Origin of the sequence: Corynebacterium sp. c8Ua_99, from assembly GCF_039907185.1 — a bacterium.
Lineage (GTDB): Bacteria > Actinomycetota > Actinomycetes > Mycobacteriales > Mycobacteriaceae > Corynebacterium > Corynebacterium jeikeium_D.
In genome coordinates this window covers 54,208-77,126 of the sequence record NZ_JASBOG010000001.1, presented here as the reverse complement: position 1 = coordinate 77,126, position 22,919 = coordinate 54,208, and the positions used below count along the sequence as shown (strand labels likewise).

Here is a 22,919-nt window from a genome sequence, read left to right as displayed (position 1 = left end):
GTGACCAGATACACTGGCTCTCTGTGGAGATTTGGTATGGCTTGGACAATGCACCCGAAGACCTGGGGGACACGGTCGTAACCATCGGAGTGTTCGATGGTATTCATCTTGGGCATAAGCGCCTGATAGCTGCTGCGGTCAGTGACGCTCGCGCTCGTGGCGTGAAATCGCTGTTGATGACTTTCGACCCCAATCCCGTAGCGCTGTTTGCCCCGGATAAGGTGCCGCCGGCACTGTCCACCGTGTCCCGTCGCGCCGAGCTGGCAGAAGCGGAGGGAATCGATGCCATGCTTGTCGTGCCTTTCGACAAGAACTTCTCCAGCATCCCCGCAGAAGACTTTGTACGCACCGTTGTCCGCGACAAGCTGAATGCACAGGCCGTCTTCGTTGGCCAGAACTTCACCTATGGGCAGAAGGCCGCAGGTACCGCCGAGACTATGCCGGAGCACGGCTGTAAGTGTGGGGTCGACGTCACCATCGTCGACCTTCTCGACGTCACTGCCGCGGACTCGACCGAACGTGTTTCGTCGACACGTATTCGCGGTTTGCTTGCCGACGGTGCGGTGTCCGCAGCCGCCTCGTGTCTCGGGTACTTCTACCGTGTCGATGGTGATGTTCTTCCAGGTCAGGGGCGTGGAGGAGCGCAGCTGGGCTTTCCGACCGCCAATATTGACTTCGCTGAGGGCCTGGCAATCCCGGCTGATGGTGTCTACGCGGCATGGTTCACGGTTCAGCCGACGGCAGCCCGCCCGGAGCCGGACCCGAAGGGCGATATCGAGTTTGGGGTGCGCTACCCAGCGGCCGTGTCGGTGGGCACTAATGTGACCTTTGGAGACACTGATCGAACGGTCGAGGCCTACGTGATTGACCGTCATGCGGACCTCTACGGCACCGCTGGGCAGGTTGAGTTTGTCGACCGGATTCGCGGCATGGAGAAGTTCGACTCGGTCGAGGAGCTCATTGACCGGATGAACCAGGACGTGGCAGACACCGAAGCCATTTTGGCTAAGACCGATTAGCTGTTAAAGTAAAACGTCGGCTGTGACTGCGGTCCACAAGCAGTTGCGAGGAACCAGTTGCCAGACGCTGTTTGGTTCCGGGAAAGCCGAGAATGTGGACTGAAAAAACGACCATAATTTGATTCAAGGAGTTAGATTTACATGGCTTTGAACACTGCAGAAAAGGCTGAGATTCTCAAGGAGTTCGGCCTGCACGAGACCGACACCGGTTCCCCGGAGGCTCAGGTTGCACTGCTGACCGCACGTATTCGTCAGCTGACCGAGCACCTGAAGTTCCACAAGCACGATCACCACTCCCGTCGTGGTCTGCTGCTGCTGGTCGGTCGCCGCAAGGGCCTGCTGCAGTACCTGCAGGACAACGACGTTGAGCGCTACCGTAAGCTGATCGAGCGCCTGGGTCTGCGTCGCTAAGGTTCTCCTTAAGGTCCTGTTTGTCAGAGCTTCATTGGTGTAAGTTGCTCTGTTAATTCAAGGCTTTTAAGCTTTTTAGACTCGCCGTTTGGGTTTCCATTGGATGGAAGCTCACGGCGGGTCTTTTTTTTTGATCACTTGTCGTTGTGGTATTCACTCATCGATGCGCTGTAGCGTGGCCACAAGTGAATACCTCATCGACAGGTGGAGGGGCTGATCGAAGGCGTGCGCATAAGTGCCGGGGCCCCATCGATAAGACACGGTAATTCGTCGATAAGACACGGTAAACCATCGATGAGTCAAGAAAAGTCATCGATAAGTGCCCCCGCCCCGCAAACTCCTAGAACCCCGCGTAGGTGCAAGAACCCAGATGCAGTGAGAGATCTCCGATCCGTCCAATACGAGAACTTTCCGCGTTAGCTGGTAGAATGCGTGACGCAAACGAAGTTCATTCGATCTTTTACAGGCGACATCGATGATCGCCGCTATTTCTAGGAGTAAGAAACCTATGGCCAACAGCAAGGCTGTTGAATTTTTCTTTGATGAGGATTTCGGTATTACCGAGGCCGTTGCCACCATCGACAATGGTGATTTCGGCACCCGCACCATTCGCTTTGAAACGGGCCAGCTGGCTCGTCAGGCCGATGGTTCGGTGACCACCTACTTGGACGAGGAGACCATGCTCCTGTCCACCGTCACCGCTTCCAACCAGCCCCGCGAGGGCTTTGATTTCTTCCCGCTGACCGTCGACGTTGAAGAGCGTATGTACGCTGCGGGCAAGATTCCGGGTTCGTTCTTCCGCCGTGAGGGCCGCCCGTCTACCGATGCCATCCTGGCATGTCGTCTGATTGACCGTCCGCTGCGTCCGACCTTCGTCAAGGGCCTGCGCAACGAGGTACAGGTTGTTGTCACCGTCATGTCCTGGGATCCGAAGGACCGTTACGACGTTGTCGCAATCAACGGCGCGTCAGCTGCAACTCAGCTTTCCGGGCTGCCGGTCTCCGGCGCTGTCGGTGGCGTCCGCATCGCGCTTGTTGCTGATGACAAGCACCCAGAGGGTGCATGGGTCGCTTTCCCGACCGAGGAGCAGCACGAGCAGGCTCTGTTCGAGATGGTCGTCGCTGGCCGTATCGTCACCCGCAAGCGTCGCGGCAAGAACGTCGAAGATGTCGCCATCATGATGGTGGAGGCCGGAGCAGGGGAGACCGTCGTCAAGCGTATTGCTGACGGTGCACCGGCGCCGACCGAGGACATCGTCGCCGCTGGCCTCGAGGCAGCAAAGCCGCACATCAAGGTTCTGTGTGAGGCACAGAAGGGTCTGGCTGAGCGCGCAGCGAAGGAAACGCAGGAGTTCCCGCTGTTCCCGGCATACAGCGATGAGATTTTTAACGCAGTCGAGAAGAAGTCCGCTAAGAAGCTGGCCAAGCTGCTCACCATTCCGGGTAAGCAGGAACGAGATGACGCCACCAATGAGTACATGGAGGACGTCGAGGGGCAGCTGCTGGAGCGCTTCGTATCCGATGATGTCGACGAGCAAGCTGCATCTAAGCAGATTCGCGCTGCATACAACGCAGTGATGAAGCAGATTGTCCGTGAGAAGATTCTGGCTGAGGGCTTCCGCATCGATGGTCGCGGTGTCACCGACATTCGTGACCTGGGCGTTGAGGTCGGTCTGATTCCGCGTGCCCACGGCTCTTCGCTGTTTGAGCGCGGCGAGACCCAGATTCTGGGTGTCACCACTTTGGATATGCTGAAGATGGAGCAGCAGATTGACTCGCTGACTCCTGTTACCTCCAAGCGCTACATCCACCACTACAACTTCCCGCCGTACTCCACCGGCGAGACCGGTCGTGTTGGCTCTCCGAAGCGCCGCGAGATTGGTCACGGGGCACTGGCTGAGCGCGCTCTGCTGCCGGTCGTGCCGTCCCGCGAGGAATTCCCGTACACCATTCGCCAGGTCTCCGAGGCTCTTGGATCCAATGGTTCGACCTCCATGGGCTCGGTCTGTGCTTCGACTCTGTCGCTGTACAACGCCGGTGTGCCGCTGAAGGCTCCGGTTGCCGGTATCGCCATGGGCCTGGTTTCCGGCGAGGTTGACGGTGAGAACCGCTTCGTCGCACTGACCGATATTCTCGGTGCCGAAGACGCATTCGGTGACATGGACTTCAAGGTCGCTGGTACTGCGGACTTCATTACCGCACTGCAGCTGGACACCAAGCTCGACGGTATTCCGTCGAAGGTTCTGGCCGATGCTCTGTCCCAGGCTCGTGATGCACGTCTGGCCATCCTGTCCACCATGGCTGAGGTCATCGAGTCTCCGGACGAGATGAGTGGTCTCGCTCCGAAGATCACCACCGTTAAGGTTCCGGCTTCGAAGATCGGTGAGCTCATCGGTCCGAAGGGCAAGACCATCAACGGCATCACCGAGGAAACCGGTGCTGATATCTCTATCGAGGACGACGGCACCGTATTTGTCTCGGCAACTTCCGGTAAGGCCGCGGACGCTGCAATCGAGCAGATTAATGCCATTGCTAACCCGCAGCTGCCGAAGGTCGGCGAACGCTACCTGGGCACTGTCGTGAAGACTGTCGCTTTCGGTGCTTTTGTCTCCCTGACTCCGGGCCGTGACGGTCTGATCCACATCTCCAAGCTCGGTGGCGACAAGCGCATCGAGAAGGTCGAGGATGTCATCAATGTCGGCGACAAGATTCAGGTCGAAATCGCTGATATCGACAACCGCGGCAAGATCTCGCTGGTTCCGGTCGAAGACGATTAATGCTTGGCGACGGAGGATGTGCTTTAGGTAGCCTCCAACAACGCGTGTAGCGATGGCGCGGTTAGGTCACAAATTGACCTAACCGCGCTTTTGTTTTGGGTTAATCTCGGGTTTCGAAGGGATTAATTTTCGAACCCACGTGGAAGGTAATTTGCGCATGCAACTTGTCGCGCACGATCATGAATTCATCGACATTGCGGCCGGTGGCTATGTCGCAAGTATTTCCCAGTTCGGTGGTGGACCGAGATCACTGGAGTACTGTGGCCTGCCACTGCTGACTGACTATCCCAAAGGGTTCAATCCACCGTTGTCCGCAGGTACGCTCCTGGCTCCGTGGCCGAACAGGGTCGCTGACGGAGTATTCATCTTTGATGGGGAAGTCCATCGACTAGATATTTCGGAGCCGTCCCGGGCGAATGCTATTCACGGATTTGTTGCAGATCGCGTTTGGTCTGTGGTCGATTCTGATGACAGCAGCGTCACCTTGGGCGTGGAAGTTGAGCCGCAACCGGGCTGGCCTTGGGAACTCGGTATGACCGTGCGCTGGCAAGTCACGTCTGCAGATGGCCTATCGGCGGAGTTCACAGTGCATAATCGCAGCGATAGGGAGTGCCCGTTTGGTCTGGGCTGGCATCCCTATTTAAGCGCGTTGGGCGCTGACTTCGGCAGTTGCACACTACGGTTGCCCGTTGATAACAACCTGCCACTGGAGCCAATTCGAAACTTGCCCGCCGGCCCAGCGGTGCCAGCGGAGACAGTGGTTCCCAGCCTTCGAGAGGGGGTATCCCTGGATGGACTGTGGCTGGATCACTGCTTCTTTGCTGCCGCGGAGGCAGCGGGGAGTCACTCACCGTGCCGTCGTGAAGCACATTTGGTTGGACCAAATGGCAAGGGTGCTGTGCTCTGGGCCGATGATGAATTCCGCTTCTTCCAGGTCTATGTTGCCGACGCTGGACGACGAGAAGGATTTCCTGGGCACGGGAATGCGATTGCGGTGGAGCCAATGACATGTCCGCCGGATGCGCTACGCTCCGGTACCGGTTTGCTGCGAGTTGAGGCTGGAGAGACAACAACTCTTGCCATGGGACTGCGCGCGGAAACGGGCGGAAAATAGTTTTCCCAGCGCAGAAGAGTGCAGCCCCCTCAATCGGGTTAAAACCTTCTTAATTAATTCACCTGGAATTAAGAATGGAAAATACACTTGGGGACGAATGTAAAAGAATAGGTCTTCCTTTTGTTCCGGATAGTGGCTATCTGGCCCCACACTTCGGGGTAGGTCGAGCCACTTTCACGGCCTTGATGGGCGTGCACCAGCCAGGTGCCGAGAAAAAGAAATCCCAATTCGTGCATTTCCTGAATACGTTTTGACTCCCTAATTGTGAGGAGGCCGTCGTGATAGTGGCGCAATCAGCCCTACGGCTCGAGGCATCATGGGTGGATTACTCCATTGTTGCCCTATACTTCCTATTCGTCCTAGGCATTGGCTGGGCTGCACGAGCCAAAGTGTCCAGCTCCATTGACTTCTTCCTCTCTGGGCGCTCACTGCCGGCTTGGGTGACAGGGTTGGCGTTCGTCTCAGCCAACCTAGGCGCAGTGGAAATCGTCGGTATGTCCGCAAATGGTGTGGAATACGGTTTCCAGACCATGCACTACTTCTGGATTGGTGCGGTTCCCGCCATGGTGTTCCTGGGCATTGTCATGATGCCCTTTTACTATGGCTCCAAGGTTCGCTCGGTACCAGAATTCATGCTGCGTCGTTTTGGTCCCGGAGCGCACCTTGTCAACGCGATTTCATTCGCCGTCGCGCAGCTGCTCATCGCGGGTATCAACCTTTTGCTGCTGGCCAAAGTGGTCAATGCGCTACTCGGCTGGCCACTGTGGCTGACATTGGTCGTCGCTGCAGTCATTGTGCTGTCCTACATCACGTTGGGCGGACTGTCCGCAGCGATTTACAACGAGGTACTTCAGTTCTTCGTGATTGTCGCAGCTCTAATGCCACTGACTCTAATCGGTCTGCACAGCGTCGGCGGCTGGTCGGGGCTTAAGGAAAAAGTTGCCACTGAATCGCACTTCCACACCTGGCCGGGCACGGATATTTCTGGTTTTGACAACCCGGTAGTTTCAGTCATCGGATTGGTATTCGGTTTGGGATTCGTGCTGTCCTTTGGCTATTGGACAACGAACTTCGTGGAGGTTCAGCGATCCATGGCAGCCGATTCGCTGTCGGCCGCACGCAAGACTCCAATTATCGGCGCGTTTCCAAAGATGTTCATTCCGTTCATCGTGGTGCTGCCGGGCATGATCGCCGGCGCGACTGTCGCACCCATCATGGATCAGACTGCCAAGCCTAACGACGCAATTCTGTACCTAATGAGAGATTTGCTTCCCAACGGCCTGCTGGGCATCGCTATTGCAGGGCTACTAGCAGCCTTTATGGCAGGTATGGCGGCGAATATCTCCGCGTTCAACACAGTCTTTAGCTACGACATTTGGCAGACCTACGTCGTCAAAAATCGAGCAGATGATTACTACCTCAAGGTTGGTCGTATCGCTACCATTGGCGCGACCGGCATCGCAGTGTTCACCGCATTGATTGCCGATAATTTCGGCAACGTCATGGACTACCTGCAGACGCTATTCGGCTTCTTCAACGCACCGTTGTTCGCTACCTTCCTTATCGGTATGTTCTGGAAGCGCATGACGCCGACAGCAGGTTGGACGTCTCTGCTCGCAGGAACGGGTGCTGCGATTTTGTACTGGTACATCTCCGAGTTCACGTCGGCAAGCGCAACCATCTTTGAGCTGCCGGGGCAAGGCACTGCGTTCGCTGCCGCCTCCGTGGCATTCGTCGTCGATATTGTGGTGGCTGTGGTCGTTTCGCTCATGACAACGCCGAAACCCGATGAGGAGCTGGTGGGCTTCGTCAAGTCCGTCACGCCGAAGGCTCACTTCACAGACGCTGCTGAGGCAGAGCTGCCATTGTTACAGCGAACTGTTCCGCTGGGTATTTTGTGCCTGGTGATGGCCGTAGTTCTTAACATCGTTTTCGCATAGGAGCTAGTGAGAAATCATGTCACGGACACACAACAATTCAACTGTAGAAGCGACTATCAGCACCGGTAATAAGAAAGCAGGTGCCTTTGACATTCGCAATGTCATTGGGGCGCTGCTTGGTCTTTACGGCATCATTTTGCTGCTGTCGTGGCTGTTCCTCGATCCTGGAGTTAACCCGGAGACCAGTGTTGCCAAAGAGCCGATGTATAACCTGTACAGCGGCATAGCCCTGCTTCTCTTTGCAATCGTTTTCTATGCCTGGGCAAAACTGCGCCCAACGGTTGTCGAAGAATCATAAGGAGTAAAAATGACAACCGATGACCAGCCTTCTCACGCTTTTTCGGTAACGCGCACTACGCTTGCCGACGGTCGCGAGCTAATCTACTTCGACGATGAACCGGACTATGTCTCGGGCAAAAAGACTCGAAAGTTAACCGACGAACGTGATTTGCCACAGGCGATTACGGAGTCGGAGCTGCGCCAAGATCCGCTGACAGGTGATTGGTACTGCTACGCGGCGCACCGCATGAACCGCACCTTTATGCCTCCTGCTGGTGAGAACCCACTAGCTCCGACGCTGCCGGGACAACTTCCCACAGAGGTGCCTGCCAGTGACTACGACGTGGTGGTTTTTGAAAACCGCTTCCCTTCGCTTTCCATGCACATGGAAGTTCCGGATGACTTTGCCCAAACTGTCGACGGCGCCGAGATTTTCCCGCGGAAGCCGGCCTTGGCTCGGTGCGAGGTTGTCTGCTTTACCCCGAATGTTTCGGACTCCTTCCGGGATCTGACCTTTACTCGTGCTCGCACCGTTATTGAAGCGTGGGCGCACCGCACTGCGGAACTCAGCAAGCTCGAAGGTGTGAGGTTGGTGTTCCCCTTTGAAAACAGGGGCAAGGAAATTGGGGTAACGCTGCAGCATCCTCATGGGCAGATTTACTCGTACCCGTATCTGCCCCCACGTGCGGCAGCCATTGTTTCACGCGCGAAAGCCCACTTCGAAACCACCGGTCGTGACCTCTTTGAGGATGTCCTGGAGGCCGAAAAGGCTTCAGGTCGACGGATCATCGCAGAAGGGGAGTACTTCACCGCATTCGTCCCAGCTGCAGCTAAGTGGCCAGTCGAAGTCATGATTATGGCTAACCGCGCTGTCGGTAGTTTTCAGGAGCTGACCGATGCGGAGAAGGACGAACTGACAGCAATGTACCTTGACCTGCTGCGACGTATTGACCGATTCTTCCCCGGCATCGACAAAACGCCGTACATCGCAGCATGGAACCAAGCTCCGGTAGGCGAGGATCACCAGTTTGGCCGCCTCCACCTGCAGCTCTATTCCATGATGCGCTCTGCAGGACGCATGAAGTTCCTCGCGGGTTCAGAGTCCGGGCAAGGAGCCTGGATTTCGGACACGACCCCGGAGGCAATCGCTGACCGCTTCCGGGAAGTTGGCCAGACTCGCTGGCTTCCCACTCGCTCCCATAAACAGGCGGTATCTGACGTAACTGAGCAATTCCGCCGCAGTTTCGGTTCGGAACCACAGGGCGTCTTCCGCGCCCCAGGCAGAGTCAACCTGATTGGCGAGCATGTCGATTATGCCGGTGGTATCTGTCTGCCATTCGCGTTGGCACAGAGTACTTTCGCAGCGGTGGGTGCCCAGGCTGCTGGTGACTCGTGGACAGTGCGAGTTGTTTCGGACTTGATGGACAAGGACGACGCCGCAGACGGTGACAAGCCGGTTGCTATCGCAATGTCCGATGTCGGTCCGAACTCTCCTGCAAATTGGACGGGATACGCAGTTGGCACTATCTGGGCTATGCGTGAGGCAGGGCTGTTGCCCGCGGATTGTCCAAGCCTTGACATTGCGATTTCCTCCGATGTTCCGATCGGTTCCGGGCTCTCCAGCTCCGCCGCTCTGGAGTGTTCTGTCGGCGTTGCAGCCTTTGAGCTCGTCCACGGGCGCGCACCAAACGATGAAGAGCAGCAGGGAATTGTTGAGGCGGCTATCCGCGCAGAAAATGAGGTCATTGGTGCCTCTACCGGCGGTCTGGATCAGCGTATTTCCATCAAGGGCAAGGAAAACCACGCACTGGTCATTGATTTTGCGAAGAGTTCTGACCAGCTTGTAAAGGCTGCTTTCGCAGACGAGGACCTAGAGGTTTTGGTAATCAACACCAACGTTCGGCATAGTCTCTCGGATGGTCAGTATGCGACGCGTCGCGGAATCATCGATGCCGTGACAAATGGTCTTGGGGTATCTGATTTCCGCGGTCTGGATGATGCAGTTGGTGCTGCTATCAATTGGGCGAAGGAGAACGTCCCAGCTGAGGCAGATAGGGATCAATGGGTTGATACCGTGGCGCGCCGAGTACGTCACGTTGTTACCGAAATTGACCGGACGGCACAGGCGATTGAAAAGCTTTCCGAGGGGGACTTCGAGGCCTTTGGCACGTTGATGGTGGCAAGCCATCTTTCGCTGAGGAATGACTACGAAGTTTCCTGTCCAGAGCTGGATCTTGCTGTGGACGTAGCGCTTGAGCAGGGGGCGCTTGGTGCCCGAATGACTGGCGGTGGCTTTGGCGGCAGTGCCATTGCGCTGCTGCCACACGACCGTGTCAGTGCTGCAGCGAATGCAGTTGCGTCGGCCTTCCGTGACAGAGGAATGCCGGAACCGGAGTTTTTCGTTGGAAATCCCGGGCCGGGAGCAAGCCGCCTAGTTTAGGCGGTATTCCCCCCCCCGGTCTTGGGGGGGGCTACTGTAATGCAATCTTCTTCCGCTGCGGCTTGAGCAGCGTGGTGAGGAAGATTAGCACCACGGCAAATCCCGCGGCGGTAAACATCGCAATGCTATAGCCACGAATCAAGTCGTCGGCGGCAGGAGCTGCTGCACCAGTGCCGGACAGGCCAGTGGCAATAACAGCTGACAGCGCCACAAACAGTGCGGTACCGACAGCGCCGGCAACCTGCTGTAGCGTGTTCATGATTGCTGAGCCATCCGGGTAGAGGCGCTTCGGAAGATCACCAAGACCGAATGTGAACAGCGGAGTAAACAGCAGCCCCAGGCCAATCTCAAGGACGATGTGGCAGGCGACAATCCACCATAGCGGAGTCGATGCTGAGATGAAGCCGAGCCCGAAAAGACCGAGGGCAAGGACAATGGAGCCGGGAATTGCCAGTGGGCGCGGACCATAGCTGTCAAAGAGCCGGCCGACAGCCGGTCCCATCAGACCCATAACCAGTGGACCAGGCATCACAATCAAACCAATAGTCTTGACGTCGACACCTCGCAGATTGAGGTAGAGCGGCAAAATGATGATCACACCGAACATCAGCATGAAACCAATGGTCAGAATGATTGTGGACAGCCTAAAGCTCTTTGTGCGGAAGGTTCGAAGATCCAGCAGAGCTCGGTTGTGCGGTGCCAAACGGCGCTGGCGCATGATGAAGAACACCAACAGCACGATGCCGACTGCGCACAGGATTCCGTCGATAAGCGAAAACTCTGCGCCTACGCGGCTCAGCGCGTACACCAGCGGGCCGAATGCGCCGGCACTGAGGAACACCGAGAGGATATCGATGGGCTTCGCGGAGTTTTCCTCAATATTGGGAACGAGGATGACGCCCACTACCAGCACAATTAGGCCGAGCGGCAACATCGTGTCGAAAAGCGCATGCCAATTGTTATTGGCAATCTCCAGAATGAGACCGGAGATGGTCGGTCCGATAGCAGGCGCGACAGCGATGACCACGCTCATTCGTCCCATCATGCGCCCGCGCTCATGCTCCGGTACTACGTTGAGCACCGTGGTCATCAGCAGCGGCAGCAGCACTGCGGTACCGGACGCTTGGACAATGCGTGCGAGCAGAACGATCGCGAAGTTTGGCGCGAAAGCACCGATGAGAGTGCCCACGACGAATAGTCCTTGACTGACCGCGAAAAGAATGCGGAACGGCACTGCCGAAATGAGAAATCCAGTGACCGGAATGACAACTGCCATGGTCAGTAGGAACGATGTTGTCAGCCAGCCTGCGGTAGCTGCGCTGATTCCGAGGTCCGCCTTGACGACGGGAATTGCGACGCTCATGACCGTCTCGTTCAAGATAGCCATGAATGCCGCAGCTAGTAGCACGTAAATGGCCATATAAGCACTTTTGGGCGCATCGGCCTGTGGTGCCTCCGAACTTGGGCTGAGTTCGGAATCTTCAGATTCAGAAACCAATTGAAGTCTCTTTCTATATATCGGTACAGAAATAGGTAATTGTCGAAGATATGGAATCTTAGCGCAACAAAAACCCCGTCGTAAGTCGACAAAAAGGCAAAGCGGACGGGGGCATTGGCACACAAGTTGGCCAACACATTCTAAGGTAAGGGAGAAAGATAAACCCGTTGGGAAAGGACAATAGCTGTGAGCAATATCAAGGTCGGCGTACTTGGCGCCAAGGGCAAGGTAGGGTCCACCATCTGCGAGGCAGTCGAAGCCGCCGACGATTTGGAGCTGGCAGCGGGTCTCGACTCTGGCGATGACCTGAATGAACTTGTCACCGCTGGTGTGCAGACCATTGTTGACTTTACTCAGCCCGACGCTGTGATGGGCAATCTTGAGTTCTGCATTAAGAATGGCATCAACGCCGTCGTGGGTACTACGGGTTTTACCAAGGAGCGCCTCGATCAGGTGCAGCGCTGGCTTGACGACGCCGCCGGTGAGGCCAATGTTCTTATTGCACCGAACTTCGCAATCTCCGCGGTACTGACGATGAAGATGGCGGAGCTAGCCGCTCCGTACTTCGATTCCGCTGAAGTTATCGAAATGCACCACCCTTTTAAGAAGGATGCCCCCTCGGGCACCGCTATCCACACTGCTGAGGCTATTGCTCGTGCTCGCAAGGAAGCCGGCATGGGGGAGCAGCCGGACGCCACTGAGCAAACTCTCGATGGTGCTCGCGGTGCTGAGGTCGAGGGCATTCCGGTGCACGCAGTCCGTATGACCGGTTCGGTGGCTCACGAGACCGTTATCTTCGGTGCAGAAGGGCAGTCGCTCACCATCAAGCAGGACTCCTACTCGCGCACCAGCTTCGTACCAGGCGTTCTGCTGGGTGTGCGCAAGATTGAGGATTTTCCGGGCCTGACTGTGGGACTGGAGCCGTTCCTGGGACTTTAATGGCCGGGAGTTAACTGAAAATGTCTGAAAATGTCACTCTCAAGGCGCAGCTAATCGCCGCGACCAACTTCTTCCCGCCGGAGGACATCGACTTTGATACCGATGCCGATGGTGGGGAAGCATTGATTGAGTTCTCCGGCAGGGCTTGTTATGAAACGTGGGACAAGCCCAATCCACGAACGGCGACGAATAGGGGATATCTGCGACATGTGCTTGAGGTAGGCCACACCTCACTTTTTGAACACGCAAGTGCAAGCATCTATGTTCGTGGGCTGTCGCGCTCGTGTGCACATGAACTCACACGGCACCGCCACTTTTCCTTTTCGCAGTTGTCGCAGCGGTTTGTGCCGGCCAGTTCCAACAATGTTGTGGTTCCTCCCGCAATTGCGGAGGACCCGGATCTGTTGCGAGTTTTCGAAAGCGCGGTTGATCAGTCCCGTTTCGCCTATGGTGAGTTATTAGACGCACTGGAAGAGAAGTGGGCCGACGAGCCCAACGCTATCTTGCGGCGAAAGCAGGCACGCCAGGCAGCCCGGGCGGTTTTGCCCAATGCCACCGAAACTCGAATCGTGGTTACTGGTAATTTCCGGTCTTGGCGCCACTTCATTTCGATGCGTGCGACTGAGCATGCCGATGCTGAAATTCGGGAGTTGGCAGTGGCTTGCCTGCGGGAGCTGCAGCGCTGTGCTCCTGTTGCTTTTGGGGATTTTGAGATTAACACTCTGAAGGATGGGTCGGTCGTCGCGTCGAGTCCTTACGCCTTCGAGGGGTAATCGCACGTACAGTGTGAAGATATAGTCGATTGAGATTTTTAAGAAAAGGTAGTCAACAATGAGCACAGGAATTGCGTCAACTCGCGGTGCTGACATTTTCGGCACCGTCGCCGTAGCTATGGTGACCCCTTTTGATAAGGACGGAAACCTCGATGTCAAGGCGGGTGTGCAGCTCGCTGGTCATCTTGTAGACGGTGGCTGCGATGCACTCATTCTGGCCGGTACTACCGGCGAGTCGCCTACTACGACGGTTGAGGAAAAGCTTGAGCTTCTCCGAGCTGTCCGTGCAGAGATGGGTGACGAGGTTAAGCTCGTGGCCGGTGCCGGCACCAATGACACGGCCGGGTCCATCGAGCTGGCAAAGGCTTCTGTGGAGGCGGGCGCGGATGCGCTGCTCGTCGTCACGCCGTATTACTCCAAGCCGTCCCAGGAGGGGCTGTACCGTCACTTTACGGCAGTGGCTGACGCAACCGAGGCGCCGGTGTGTCTGTATGACATTCCACCGCGTTCGGTTATTCCGATTGAAGTTGATACCATTTACCGGTTGGCGGAGCACCCGAGAATCCAGGCTGTTAAGGACGCCAAGGGGGATTTGGGAGCTGCCGCCGGCATTATCGCTAATACTGATTTGGCGTGGTACTCCGGTGACGATGTGCTGAACCTTCCGTGGCTGTCTATTGGCGCCACCGGGTTTATTTCCGTTATTGGACATGCAGCCCCGCAGCTGCTGGCTGAGGTGCGCTCTTGCTTTGACAAGGGAGACCTTGCTGGTGCGCAGGCTGCCCACGCGAAGATGACTCCGCTGTTTGCCGCTCAGGCTGCACTTGGCGGTGTAAGTTTTGCTAAATCCGCTCTGCGTCTGCAGGGCATTGAGATAGGAGATCCACGCTTGCCGCAAATTGCAGCAAATGACCAGCAGCTTGAGGTGCTTGAAGAAGCTATGCGGAAGGCAGGTGTTCTGTAGTGGCTGAAGGACGCAATCGCGCCCGCAAGGTAACTCGTAAGGCTGGTCCGCCTTCCGAGTCCGACGTGGCTGCAGCAGAGCAGTCCAATAACTCTGCATCCAAGGGTTCCGACAAGGGTGGAGCTAAATCCAACGGCTCGAAGTCCTCGCAGCGTTCCGGTGAGCGTAAGAACTCCGGTAACGCTAAGAAGTCCCAAGGTTCCTCGAATTCTTCCAACCGCGGTTCCCGCGGTGGTCGCGGTGGCCGTGGAGGTAATCGCGGAAATAGTTCGAGGGGTGGCCGTGGCGGACGCGGTGGCAACCGTCGTAACGTAGTCCAGTCGATGCAGGGTGCGGACTTGACCCAGCGTCTTCCTGCACCGCCGAAGGCCCCCAAGGACGGCCTGCGCGTGGTTGCACTGGGCGGTATTTCCGAAATCGGTCGCAATATGACCGTGTTGGAGTACAAGAACCGCCTGATCATCGTCGACTGCGGCGTGCTGTTCCCGAGCTCGGATGAGCCGGGTGTTGACCTGATCCTGCCTGACTTCTCCTACATGGAAGACAAGTGGGATCGCGTGGAAGCTCTCGTGGTCACCCACGGTCACGAGGACCACATCGGTGCTATCCCTTGGTTGCTCAAGCAGCGCGCGGACATCCCGATTATTGCTTCTCGCTTTACCCTGGCACTGATTCAGGCCAAGACACAGGAACACCGTCAGCGCCCGAAGGTCATCGAGGTCAACGACACCAGCCACATTCAGCGTGGTCCGTTCGATCTGCGTTTCTTCAATGTCAACCACTCGATTCCGGAGTGCCTTGGCATCGTCATTAAGACCGGAGCAGGCATGGTCGTCCACACCGGTGACGTGAAGATGGACCAGACCCCGCCGGACGGAAAGCCGACTGACCTGCCGGCGCTGAGCCGCTACGGTGATGAGGGAATCGACCTCTTCTTGTGTGAGTCCACCAACGCTACGATTCCGGGCTTCTCGGGATCCGAGGCGGAATTGGCTCCAACTCTGCGCCGTCTGATTATGGATGCCAAGCAGCGCGTTATCGTCGCGGCCTTCGCATCGAATGTCTACCGCGTGCAGGCGGTCATCGACGCAGCTGTTAAGGCTGGCCGCAAGGTTGCCTTCAACGGTCGCTCTATGATTCGCAACATGCGCATCGCGCAGGAATTGGGGCTGCTGACCGCTCCGGAAAATACCATTGTGGAAATGAACGAGGCCGCTCGCATGGCGCCCCACAAGGTCGTGCTGGTGACTACCGGTACGCAGGGTGAGCCAATGGCTGCGCTGTCTCGCATGGCCCGCCGTGAGCACCGTCAGATCACCGTCCGTGATGGCGACCTGATTATCCTCAGTTCTTCGCTGGTACCCGGTAACGAAGAGGCAGTCTTCGGCGTTATCAACATGCTGGCCCAAATTGGTGCCACGGTTATCACCGGCAAGGATGCGAAGGTTCACACCTCCGGTCACGGCTTTGCCGGCGAGCTGCTGTTCCTCTACAACGCAGCTCGTCCGTCGAACGTCATGCCGATTCACGGTGAGTGGCGCCACCTCCGTGCCAACAAGGAGCTGGCTGTGTCCACTGGCGTGAAGCCAGAGAACGTTGTCCTGGCTCAGAACGGTGTGGTAGTCGACCTCGTTGATGGCCGCGCTCGTGTAGTTGGCCAGGTTCCGGTCGGTAACCTCTACGTCGATGGCGTCACCATGGGTGACGTCGACGCTGACGTGCTGGCAGACCGTGCTGAAATGCGTGAAGGTGGTCTTATCACCGTCACAGCCGTCATTGATAACCGCACTGGCCGCCCGTTGGAGAAGCCACGGGCTCAGGCTCGCGGTTACTCGGACGACGCCAAGGAAGTGCTCGAAACCGTCGAGCAGGTCGTTGACGATACTCTCTTTGACCTGGCTGGCAGTGGCGAGAACAACCCGTACCGTATGGCTCAGGAAGTTCGTCGCCGCACCGAGCGTGTCATTAACCAGAAGTGGCGTCGCAGCCCGATGGTTGTTCCGACAATCGTGCCGATGTCCTCTGAGGCAGCCGAAGAGGTTACCGATGAGGAAATCCAGGAGTCGCGCGAAAGTATCTAAATTTCTAGAGCGTCTTTTAGCGTAAGAGCCCGCATCCACCTACAACCGTGTGGATGCGGGCTTCTCCGTGCCTGGTCTAGGCTGGAGCTATGACTTTTGCTGAACGGGAACGTGAAGACCTAGCTAATCTACTGCTCAGCGTCGGCCCCGACGCCCCGACCTTGTGCGAGGGGTGGACGACCCGGGATCTTGCCAACCACCTGTACATTCGTGAAAACCGTCTGGATGCCGCGGGCGGGATGTTCGTCAAGGCGCTTTCGGACCGCCTCGATGCTGTTACCGCTGAGGTCAATCGAATGCCCTACGTCGAAGTGGTGGGGAAGTGGGGTAGTGGTGCTCCGCGATGGAATCCAATGAACTGGGCAGACCGCTACGTCAACGCTGCGGAGAATTTCGTCCATCACGAGGATGTCCGTCGTGCCCAGGAAGGCTGGACCGTTCGTCAGCTGCCACCCTCCGGAGTTTCGGACCTGTGGCGTCTGGTCACTACTGCCGGTCGTATGATGTTGCGCGGTTCGACCTCGACCGTGGTGCTAATGCGTGACGACGGGGTTGCGGTGACCCTAATCGACAACAGTGCTAAAGGTGCTCCAGTTGTGACTGTCCACGGAAGCGTCGGGGAACTGGTGCTGTGGCTCTATGGCCGTGACGAAGTACGCGTCACCATCGACGGCGACGAATCGGGCATCAAGCGCAACAGTCTTTAAAATCACGTTCTCAGTTCTGGGTGGTCGCGACAGCACGCCTGTTAAACAATGACACGCGTGTGACTAATGTGAAAACGATCCGGTGTTAGCTGTAAGGTAATGGTCATGTCTGCGACCAGCCGAACCAGAACTGACAATCGTCGTGGATCTTCCCGCTCTGCGGAGACAGATGCCACGCGGCGATACCCCGTGCACAGCGCCACGGAGGAATTCGAGCGCACTCCTAGCGCTATGTCGTTCGTGGGCAATAGCTTGGCCAGCGCCTGGACTGAAACTGCCCGCGGCGTGGCCGGTCTTGCCCGGCGGGTAGGCGGTCGCAAAAATAAGCGAAATGAAGAGGAGAATATGTCGCGGCGCGAAAGTGACGCCGATTTTTCGACGAAGCCCCGTAGGAAGCGTCGTAAAGCAGCTAGCGGCTATGACGATGTAATTGAACCTCCGGCACCGGCCTCCGTGCCAGCTGACGAGTTCGACGCAGATTTCGATGAGGGTGGTGAACCGGGATCGAAGGATGGCCTGGCACTACTCGTGCTGGCGTTGGCAATTGTGCTGGCTGGTTCGACATGGTTCCACCTGGCGGGGCCAGTGGGGGAGTTCATTGAAACGGCAGTGCGCACGCTCATTGGTATCGGCGCTTTTGTACTTCCGGTGCTGCTCGGTGTTGTTTCCGTATTGATGATGCTGGATGCGATGCCGCGTCGTGAACGTCTGACACCTACCATTACTGGAGCTTCGCTGATTGTGGTGGGTCTGCTCGCAATTGTGCATATCGGCTCTGGTCGTCCTGCGGACTGGCAGGGGCGACGTGCAGCTGGTGGCGCAATCGGTGGTTATATCGGTTCGCCGCTAGCAGCCGGGTTTACCTCGTGGGTCGCCGTGGTTTTGTTGCTGGGCATCGTTTTTTACGGCGCTCTGGTGCTCTCTGGCGCGACGGTGCGTCAACTTATCGATGCCACTAAGGAGTACTTCAACTTTTCCGAGTGGTCTTCGCGTCGTGCCGGCGACGAGCCGGAATCGGACGATCCCTACGGCAATGTCGATGACATGCTGGAACGTCGTGCGAGCTGGGATTCGGATACCGCATATGCCGATGAGGACTTTGACCAGCCGACGCAGCTAATCGAGCGTCGCCCAAGCCACAGCGGCCGCACGCATCATTCCTCGTCGCGTTCGACCGATCTCTCTGCTTACCGAGCTCCTCGCCGTGGCGCGGATAGCCGTATGTCTGCACCCGAACCCGCGCCTTACGATGAACCGGATGCTGACGGTAACCTCTACGATCTTTTGGACGAAGAGCCGCAGAGGACTCGACAGGCTCCGCGACCTGCCCGTCAGGTTGAGGATGTCGACTACGATTCGGCAAAGACCACAGTGTTTGATGTCCGGCATGGGGCACAGCACTGCAACCGAGTCTCCCCGGTGGAGCCGGCGTTTCCGGCGGCTGAGTACGTGGAGGAAACTCAGTCGGATGCTGTGCATCGGGACACCGCCGAAACGGAATCGACTATTCCGGCTGTCGGGGGCACGAACTACCACGCTGCCGACGAGGAGTATGACGAGTACTCCGAGTACCCGACGCAGGAGGCTGCTGCAGCGAGCAGCAGCGAACGCAATCGTGTTTCCGCTTCCCGAGCTCCGAAACAGCCCGTTCAGCCTGAGACCGTAGCGCCCGAGAGTGCCCCGCAGGGCGAGTCGTCTGTCGACGATTCGCGGGATGCGGTTTCTGAGGCTACCCGTCGCACTATGGATGCCATTGCCGCTCGTTCTGGCATCGATGCCTCTAAGATTCCGGCCACAACTCCGAAGTCTGAATTGGAAAAGGACGCCGAGGGTACGTCCGCTTCGTCGGCATGCACGCCGGAGTCTGACTACCACCTGCCATCGACTAACTTGTTGATCCCAGGTGAGCGCCCCAAGACACGTACGGCGACGAACGACCGCATGATTGAAGCGATTACTGAGGTATTCGCAGAATTCAAGGTCGACGCTGCAGTGACTGGTTTCTCTCGCGGTCCGACGGTGACTCGCTACGAGGTCGAGCTTGGCCCGGGCGTGAAGGTCTCGAAGATCACGAACCTCCAGTCCAACATTGCCTATGCGGTAGCGACCGACAATGTCCGCCTGCTGACTCCGATTCCGGGCAAGTCAGCCGTTGGTATCGAGGTACCGAACAACGACCGTGAGATGGTTCGGCTTGCCGACGTACTCAACGCGCCCAAAACCGTTGCGAACGATGACCCGATGCTGATTGGCCTCGGTAAGGATATTGAGGGCGAGTTCATCTCGCACTCTATCCAGAAGATGCCGCACCTTCTCGTTGCCGGTTCGACCGGTTCGGGTAAGTCCGCGTTCGTAAACTCGATGTTGGTGTCGCTGCTGACGCGTGCAACCCCGGAGGATGTCCGACTGATTCTGGTGGACCCGAAGATGGTCGAGCTGACTCCCTACGAGGGGATTCCTCACCTGATTACGCCAATCATCACTCAGCCGAAGAAGGCCGCGGCGGCTCTGCAGTGGCTGGTTGAAGAGATGGAACAGCGGTACATGGACATGAAGGCCGCCCGCGTCCGTCACATCAAGGACTTCAACCGTAAGGTCAAGTCCGGTGAGATTACGACGCCACTTGGCTCGGAACGCGAGTACCGTCCGTACCCGTACATTGTCTGTGTCGTCGACGAGCTGGCAGACCTGATGATGACCGCACCCCGCGATATCGAAGATGCGATTGTGCGCATCACGCAGAAGGCCCGTGCCGCCGGTATCCACTTGGTGTTGGCTACGCAGCGTCCGTCTGTGGATGTGGTCACCGGTTTGATTAAGACGAACGTGCCATCGCGATTGGCATTCGCTACCTCGTCACTCACGGACTCCCGCGTCATTCTTGACCAGGGCGGTGCTGAAAAGCTCATTGGTATGGGCGATGGCCTGTTCATCCCACAGGGTGCAGGCAAGCCGCGACGTCTACAGGGTGCCTTCGTCACAGACGAGGAGATTCAGGCCGTAGTCGATGCAGCTAAGGCACAGGCCGAGCCGGATTACACCGAGGGTGTCACAGAGGATAAGAGCGCTGAGGCTGAGCGCAACATTGACCCCGATATTGGAGATGATCTGGAAGATTTGCTTCAGGCAGTCGAGCTGGTGGTCACCGCACAGCACGGGTCGACCTCGATGTTGCAGCGCAAGATGCGAGTCGGCTTTGCCAAGGCTGGTCGACTGATGGACCTGATGGAAACTCGCGGAGTGGTCGGGCCATCAGAGGGCTCTAAGGCACGTGAGGTGCTGGTCAAGCCAGAGGAGCTCGAAACCATTAAGTGGATGATCAAGGGCGCAAATCCGGAGGACGCTCCTAAGGAAGAAGTAAACGTAGTCGACGCTGATCCGAATCAGTCTATGGCGTAGGACGACCTAGCCTCACCGCGGTTTCTGATTGCGTGTATAGTCGGCACACGTGGAGGGGAGTATCCCCGGTAAAGCGGATGTTTTCCGCTAGCCCGTGACGGTTATCGTCAGCACGGATTGGACGCACAGACTCGCTTTGTGCAGATTCAATCCCGGTGCCGTCACTTTTGCCACTTTGGCAGAAGCAGGAGAGACCTCCGGTTCATGTTCGCACGACCGGAGGTCTTTTTTTTAATATGCATGTCCCCGCATTGGTATGGATCATCACCATTGTGGTCGTCATGGGTTTTATCGCCTTTGACTTCTATGCACACGTTCGCACGCCGCATAACCCAACTATGAAGGAAGCCGGCGGCTGGACCGCTTTCTACGTAGTCTTGGCATTAATTTTTGGCGGAATGGTGTGGTTGTTGTGGGATCACCACCGAGGCATTGAGTTTCTATCGGGCTATATCACTGAAAAGGCGCTCAGCGTAGACAACCTGTTTGTCTTTGCGCTCATCATCGGTGCGTTTAAGATTCCACGCCAGTACCAGCAAAAGGTTTTGCTGTTCGGTATTGCGATGGCGCTGGTATTCCGAGGCCTGTTCATTTGGGCTGGTGCTGCCGTTATTGCCAAGTGGTCCGACGTTTTCTACCTGTTTGCAATTTTCCTGATTTACACGGCTATCAAGACGGTGTACGACGAAGCCGTCGATAAGCCGGAACCCGATCCGTCGGATATGAAGCTGATTCAATGGCTGCGTCGAATTGTCCCGATTTCGGACCATTACAACAGGGACAAGCTGACCGTTAAGGAAAACGGCAAGCGTTACTTGACGCCACTTGCCATCGCGCTGGTGTCCATCGGTTTTATCGACGTGATGTTTGCGTTTGACTCTATCCCGGCTATCTACGGCCTGACGGATGAGGCATACATCGTCTTTACTGCAAATGCCCTGGCTCTCATGGGTTTGCGTCAGATGTACTTCTTGCTTGACGGTCTGCTGGATCGGTTGGTGTACCTGGCTTATGGTCTGGGAGTCATCCTGGCCTTCATTGGCGTGAAGTTGCTATTGCACGCACTGCATGAAAACAACCTGCCGTTTATTAACGGCGGTGAGAACGTGTCGGTACCTGAAGTATCGACCTGGGTGTCGCTGGCGGTCATCGTCATCGTGCTGGTGGTGACTGTCCTGGCATCGTGGCTCAAGATTAAGCGTGATGAAAACATGGGTGCGATTGCCCTTCCGCGTGTTCACCACGATGATCATGGAAACGACGATGGCCTTGGCTCTCACGCTTCTTCTGCCTCTGTCGGTGAGAGGTCAGCGTCGGCCGGAAACGAAACTAACGGTTCGCACACCGGTAAGAACGAGCCTGGGCATTAATCGAACACGATTGTGAGATAAGGTAACAACTGTGACTGCTCCAAGTGCTGATACAAGCCGTGTTTCCAACTGGAACTTGCCCAATTTCCTGACCGTGCTTCGCATCCTCGGAGTGCCGGTGTTCTTGTGGGTACTTCTTCAGGAGGGCGGCGAAGCCACCAATTGGCGCTGGTGGTCGTTTGTCGTCTTCGCGCTTCTGATGGCGACTGACAAGTTGGACGGGCACCTCGCACGCAGCCGTAATCTCATTACCGACTTTGGCAAGATTGCCGATCCGATTGCCGATAAGGCGCTGATGCTGGCCGCGCTGATCGGTATGAATATCATCGAGATTCTGCCGTGGTGGGTGACTGTCATCATCGTGATTCGCGAAGGTGGCATCACCATCTGGCGTATGTTCGCACTGCGTCAGGGGCGTGTTGTTCCGGCTTCTCGGGGCGGCAAGATAAAGACGGTCCTGCAGTCTGTAGCAGTGGGGCTATTCCTGATGCCAGTGGACTGGTTGTTCTGGCCGTCCTGGATTGTGATGATTGCCGCGATTGTCGTCACCGTCGGTACCGGAATCCAGTACATTGTGGATGCGCGTAAGGTCTCGTAGAGGAATTAAGTGGAGGTTAAAGCTGTGAACACAGTCGACCACCTCGCCCAGAGTGACGAAAACGCTGACGCTGTCGACGGCGTTTCGCTTCAACTCGTCCAAGCGCTTGCCTCCCGCGGAGAGACTTTTGCAGCCGCAGAATCACTTACCGCAGGTCTTCTCTGCGCCACCGTCGCCTCCGTACCGGGAGCCTCCGCCGTTCTGCGCGGTGGCGTGGTCACCTACGCCACTGACACGAAGGCGTTGCTTGCCGACGTGCCAAAGGATGTTTTGGCCGCATATGGCCCCGTGTCCGAGTTGACGGCCCGGTATATGGCACTTGGAGTGGCGAATAAGACAGTGGCGGACTGGGGGATTTCGCTAACTGGCGTTGCTGGTCCAACGATGCAGGATGGGCACCCAGTAGGTGAAGTCTGGTGTGGTCTGAAACCGCCAGGAGTTTCGTACCTTGATGGGGTAACCGCTGTTAGGTTGCCGGTGAATAAAGAGGGTTCGCGCGCGGAGATTCGTCGTCAAGCAGTGGTATTGGCGTTAGAACTGTTGTTGCAGAATCTCGACGGTGAGTAGAATTTTTGAAAATTGGGAACAGGTCGGCCTTCTAAAGCGTTAGA

General features: G+C 56.9%; 16 protein-coding genes and 2 pseudogenes. 17 read left to right on the top strand and 1 reads right to left on the bottom strand.

The window, feature by feature from the left end:
* The first annotated feature begins 23 nt into the window (after window positions 1-23).
* The 8 genes and pseudogenes from QKE19_RS00325 to galK all read left to right on the top strand — a co-directional run.
* Window positions 24-1,019 carry a bifunctional riboflavin kinase/FAD synthetase gene (locus QKE19_RS00325; protein ID WP_042388641.1) on the top strand — a complete coding sequence of 332 codons (996 nt, stop codon included), beginning with the start codon at window positions 24-26 and terminating at the stop codon, window positions 1,017-1,019.
* Window positions 1,020-1,160: 141 nt separating this feature from the next.
* A complete protein-coding gene (gene rpsO / locus QKE19_RS00320) occupies window positions 1,161-1,430 on the top strand; it encodes a 30S ribosomal protein S15 (RefSeq protein WP_016422594.1) in 270 nt (89 codons plus the stop codon).
* Window positions 1,431-1,908: 478 nt separating this feature from the next.
* Complete coding sequence (locus QKE19_RS00315; protein WP_172954647.1) at window positions 1,909-4,206, top strand: polyribonucleotide nucleotidyltransferase; 2,298 nt, start codon at window positions 1,909-1,911, stop codon at window positions 4,204-4,206.
* Between the two features lie 157 nt (window positions 4,207-4,363).
* Window positions 4,364-5,320, top strand: coding sequence for an aldose 1-epimerase family protein (locus QKE19_RS00310; protein ID WP_347890078.1), 957 nt, complete (start codon window positions 4,364-4,366; stop codon window positions 5,318-5,320).
* 278 nt (window positions 5,321-5,598) lie between these two features.
* Window positions 5,599-7,260 (top strand): sodium:solute symporter family protein, encoded by a 1,662-nt coding sequence (locus QKE19_RS00305; RefSeq protein WP_172954607.1) that lies wholly within the window; start codon window positions 5,599-5,601, stop codon window positions 7,258-7,260.
* A gap of 16 nt (window positions 7,261-7,276) precedes the next feature.
* Window positions 7,277-7,558 carry a hypothetical protein gene (locus tag QKE19_RS00300; protein ID WP_049170832.1) on the top strand — a complete coding sequence of 94 codons (282 nt, stop codon included), beginning with the start codon at window positions 7,277-7,279 and terminating at the stop codon, window positions 7,556-7,558.
* 9 nt (window positions 7,559-7,567) lie between these two features.
* A pseudogene (galT, locus tag QKE19_RS00295) lies at window positions 7,568-8,713 on the top strand (galactose-1-phosphate uridylyltransferase); the annotation flags it as partial.
* A gap of 54 nt (window positions 8,714-8,767) precedes the next feature.
* Window positions 8,768-9,979, top strand: a pseudogene (gene galK, locus QKE19_RS00290) (galactokinase); the annotation flags it as partial.
* A 31-nt stretch (window positions 9,980-10,010) separates the two neighbouring features.
* Here galK and QKE19_RS00285 read toward each other — a convergent pair.
* On the bottom strand, window positions 10,011-11,399 hold the full coding sequence (locus tag QKE19_RS00285) for an MDR family MFS transporter (RefSeq protein ID WP_224433133.1): 1,389 nt from the start codon (window positions 11,397-11,399) through the stop codon (window positions 10,011-10,013).
* Between the two features lie 264 nt (window positions 11,400-11,663).
* Between QKE19_RS00285 and dapB the strand changes: the two genes are divergently transcribed.
* The 9 genes from dapB (at window position 11,664) to QKE19_RS00240 (ending at window position 22,875) form a co-directional block, all read left to right on the top strand.
* Window positions 11,664-12,416 carry a 4-hydroxy-tetrahydrodipicolinate reductase gene (gene dapB / locus QKE19_RS00280; protein ID WP_049170836.1) on the top strand — a complete coding sequence of 251 codons (753 nt, stop codon included), beginning with the start codon at window positions 11,664-11,666 and terminating at the stop codon, window positions 12,414-12,416.
* Window positions 12,417-12,436: 20 nt separating this feature from the next.
* On the top strand, window positions 12,437-13,189 hold the full coding sequence (thyX, locus tag QKE19_RS00275) for an FAD-dependent thymidylate synthase (RefSeq protein ID WP_049170838.1): 753 nt from the start codon (window positions 12,437-12,439) through the stop codon (window positions 13,187-13,189).
* A gap of 58 nt (window positions 13,190-13,247) precedes the next feature.
* A complete protein-coding gene (dapA, locus tag QKE19_RS00270) occupies window positions 13,248-14,153 on the top strand; it encodes a 4-hydroxy-tetrahydrodipicolinate synthase (RefSeq protein ID WP_049170841.1) in 906 nt (301 codons plus the stop codon).
* The gene (locus QKE19_RS00265; RefSeq protein WP_049170842.1) at window positions 14,153-16,234 is read left to right on the top strand and encodes a ribonuclease J; all 2,082 of its coding nucleotides are present in this window, start codon (window positions 14,153-14,155) and stop codon (window positions 16,232-16,234) included. The genes dapA and QKE19_RS00265 overlap by 1 nt, the downstream gene beginning before the upstream one ends.
* An 89-nt stretch (window positions 16,235-16,323) precedes the next feature.
* Window positions 16,324-16,941 (top strand): TIGR03085 family metal-binding protein, encoded by a 618-nt coding sequence (locus QKE19_RS00260; RefSeq protein ID WP_070602471.1) that lies wholly within the window; start codon window positions 16,324-16,326, stop codon window positions 16,939-16,941.
* A 105-nt stretch (window positions 16,942-17,046) separates the two neighbouring features.
* On the top strand, window positions 17,047-20,340 hold the full coding sequence (locus QKE19_RS00255; protein WP_347890073.1) for a DNA translocase FtsK: 3,294 nt from the start codon (window positions 17,047-17,049) through the stop codon (window positions 20,338-20,340).
* Window positions 20,341-20,576: 236 nt separating this feature from the next.
* Entirely contained in the window at window positions 20,577-21,710 is a 1,134-nt protein-coding gene (locus QKE19_RS00250) for a TerC family protein (protein WP_070602732.1), read from the top strand.
* 31 nt (window positions 21,711-21,741) lie between these two features.
* Window positions 21,742-22,308, top strand: coding sequence for a CDP-diacylglycerol--glycerol-3-phosphate 3-phosphatidyltransferase (gene pgsA / locus QKE19_RS00245; protein WP_048733493.1), 567 nt, complete (start codon window positions 21,742-21,744; stop codon window positions 22,306-22,308).
* A gap of 24 nt (window positions 22,309-22,332) precedes the next feature.
* Window positions 22,333-22,875, top strand: a complete 543-nt coding sequence (locus QKE19_RS00240) for a nicotinamide-nucleotide amidohydrolase family protein (RefSeq protein WP_149420953.1) — start codon at window positions 22,333-22,335, stop codon at window positions 22,873-22,875.
* Window positions 22,876-22,919: the final 44 nt, after the last annotated feature.

Coding starts and splice junctions, on each gene's coding strand:
- rpsO (WP_016422594.1), top strand. CDS start 1,161: ATGGCTTTGAACACTGCAGAAAAGGCTGAGATTCTCAAGGAGTTCGGC.
- QKE19_RS00310 (WP_347890078.1), top strand. CDS start 4,364: ATGCAACTTGTCGCGCACGATCATGAATTCATCGACATTGCGGCCGGT.
- QKE19_RS00300 (WP_049170832.1), top strand. CDS start 7,277: ATGTCACGGACACACAACAATTCAACTGTAGAAGCGACTATCAGCACC.
- QKE19_RS00285 (WP_224433133.1), bottom strand. CDS start 11,399: ATGGCCATTTACGTGCTACTAGCTGCGGCATTCATGGCTATCTTGAAC.
- thyX (WP_049170838.1), top strand. CDS start 12,437: ATGTCTGAAAATGTCACTCTCAAGGCGCAGCTAATCGCCGCGACCAAC.
- dapA (WP_049170841.1), top strand. CDS start 13,248: ATGAGCACAGGAATTGCGTCAACTCGCGGTGCTGACATTTTCGGCACC.
- QKE19_RS00260 (WP_070602471.1), top strand. CDS start 16,324: ATGACTTTTGCTGAACGGGAACGTGAAGACCTAGCTAATCTACTGCTC.
- QKE19_RS00255 (WP_347890073.1), top strand. CDS start 17,047: ATGTCTGCGACCAGCCGAACCAGAACTGACAATCGTCGTGGATCTTCC.
- QKE19_RS00250 (WP_070602732.1), top strand. CDS start 20,577: ATGCATGTCCCCGCATTGGTATGGATCATCACCATTGTGGTCGTCATG.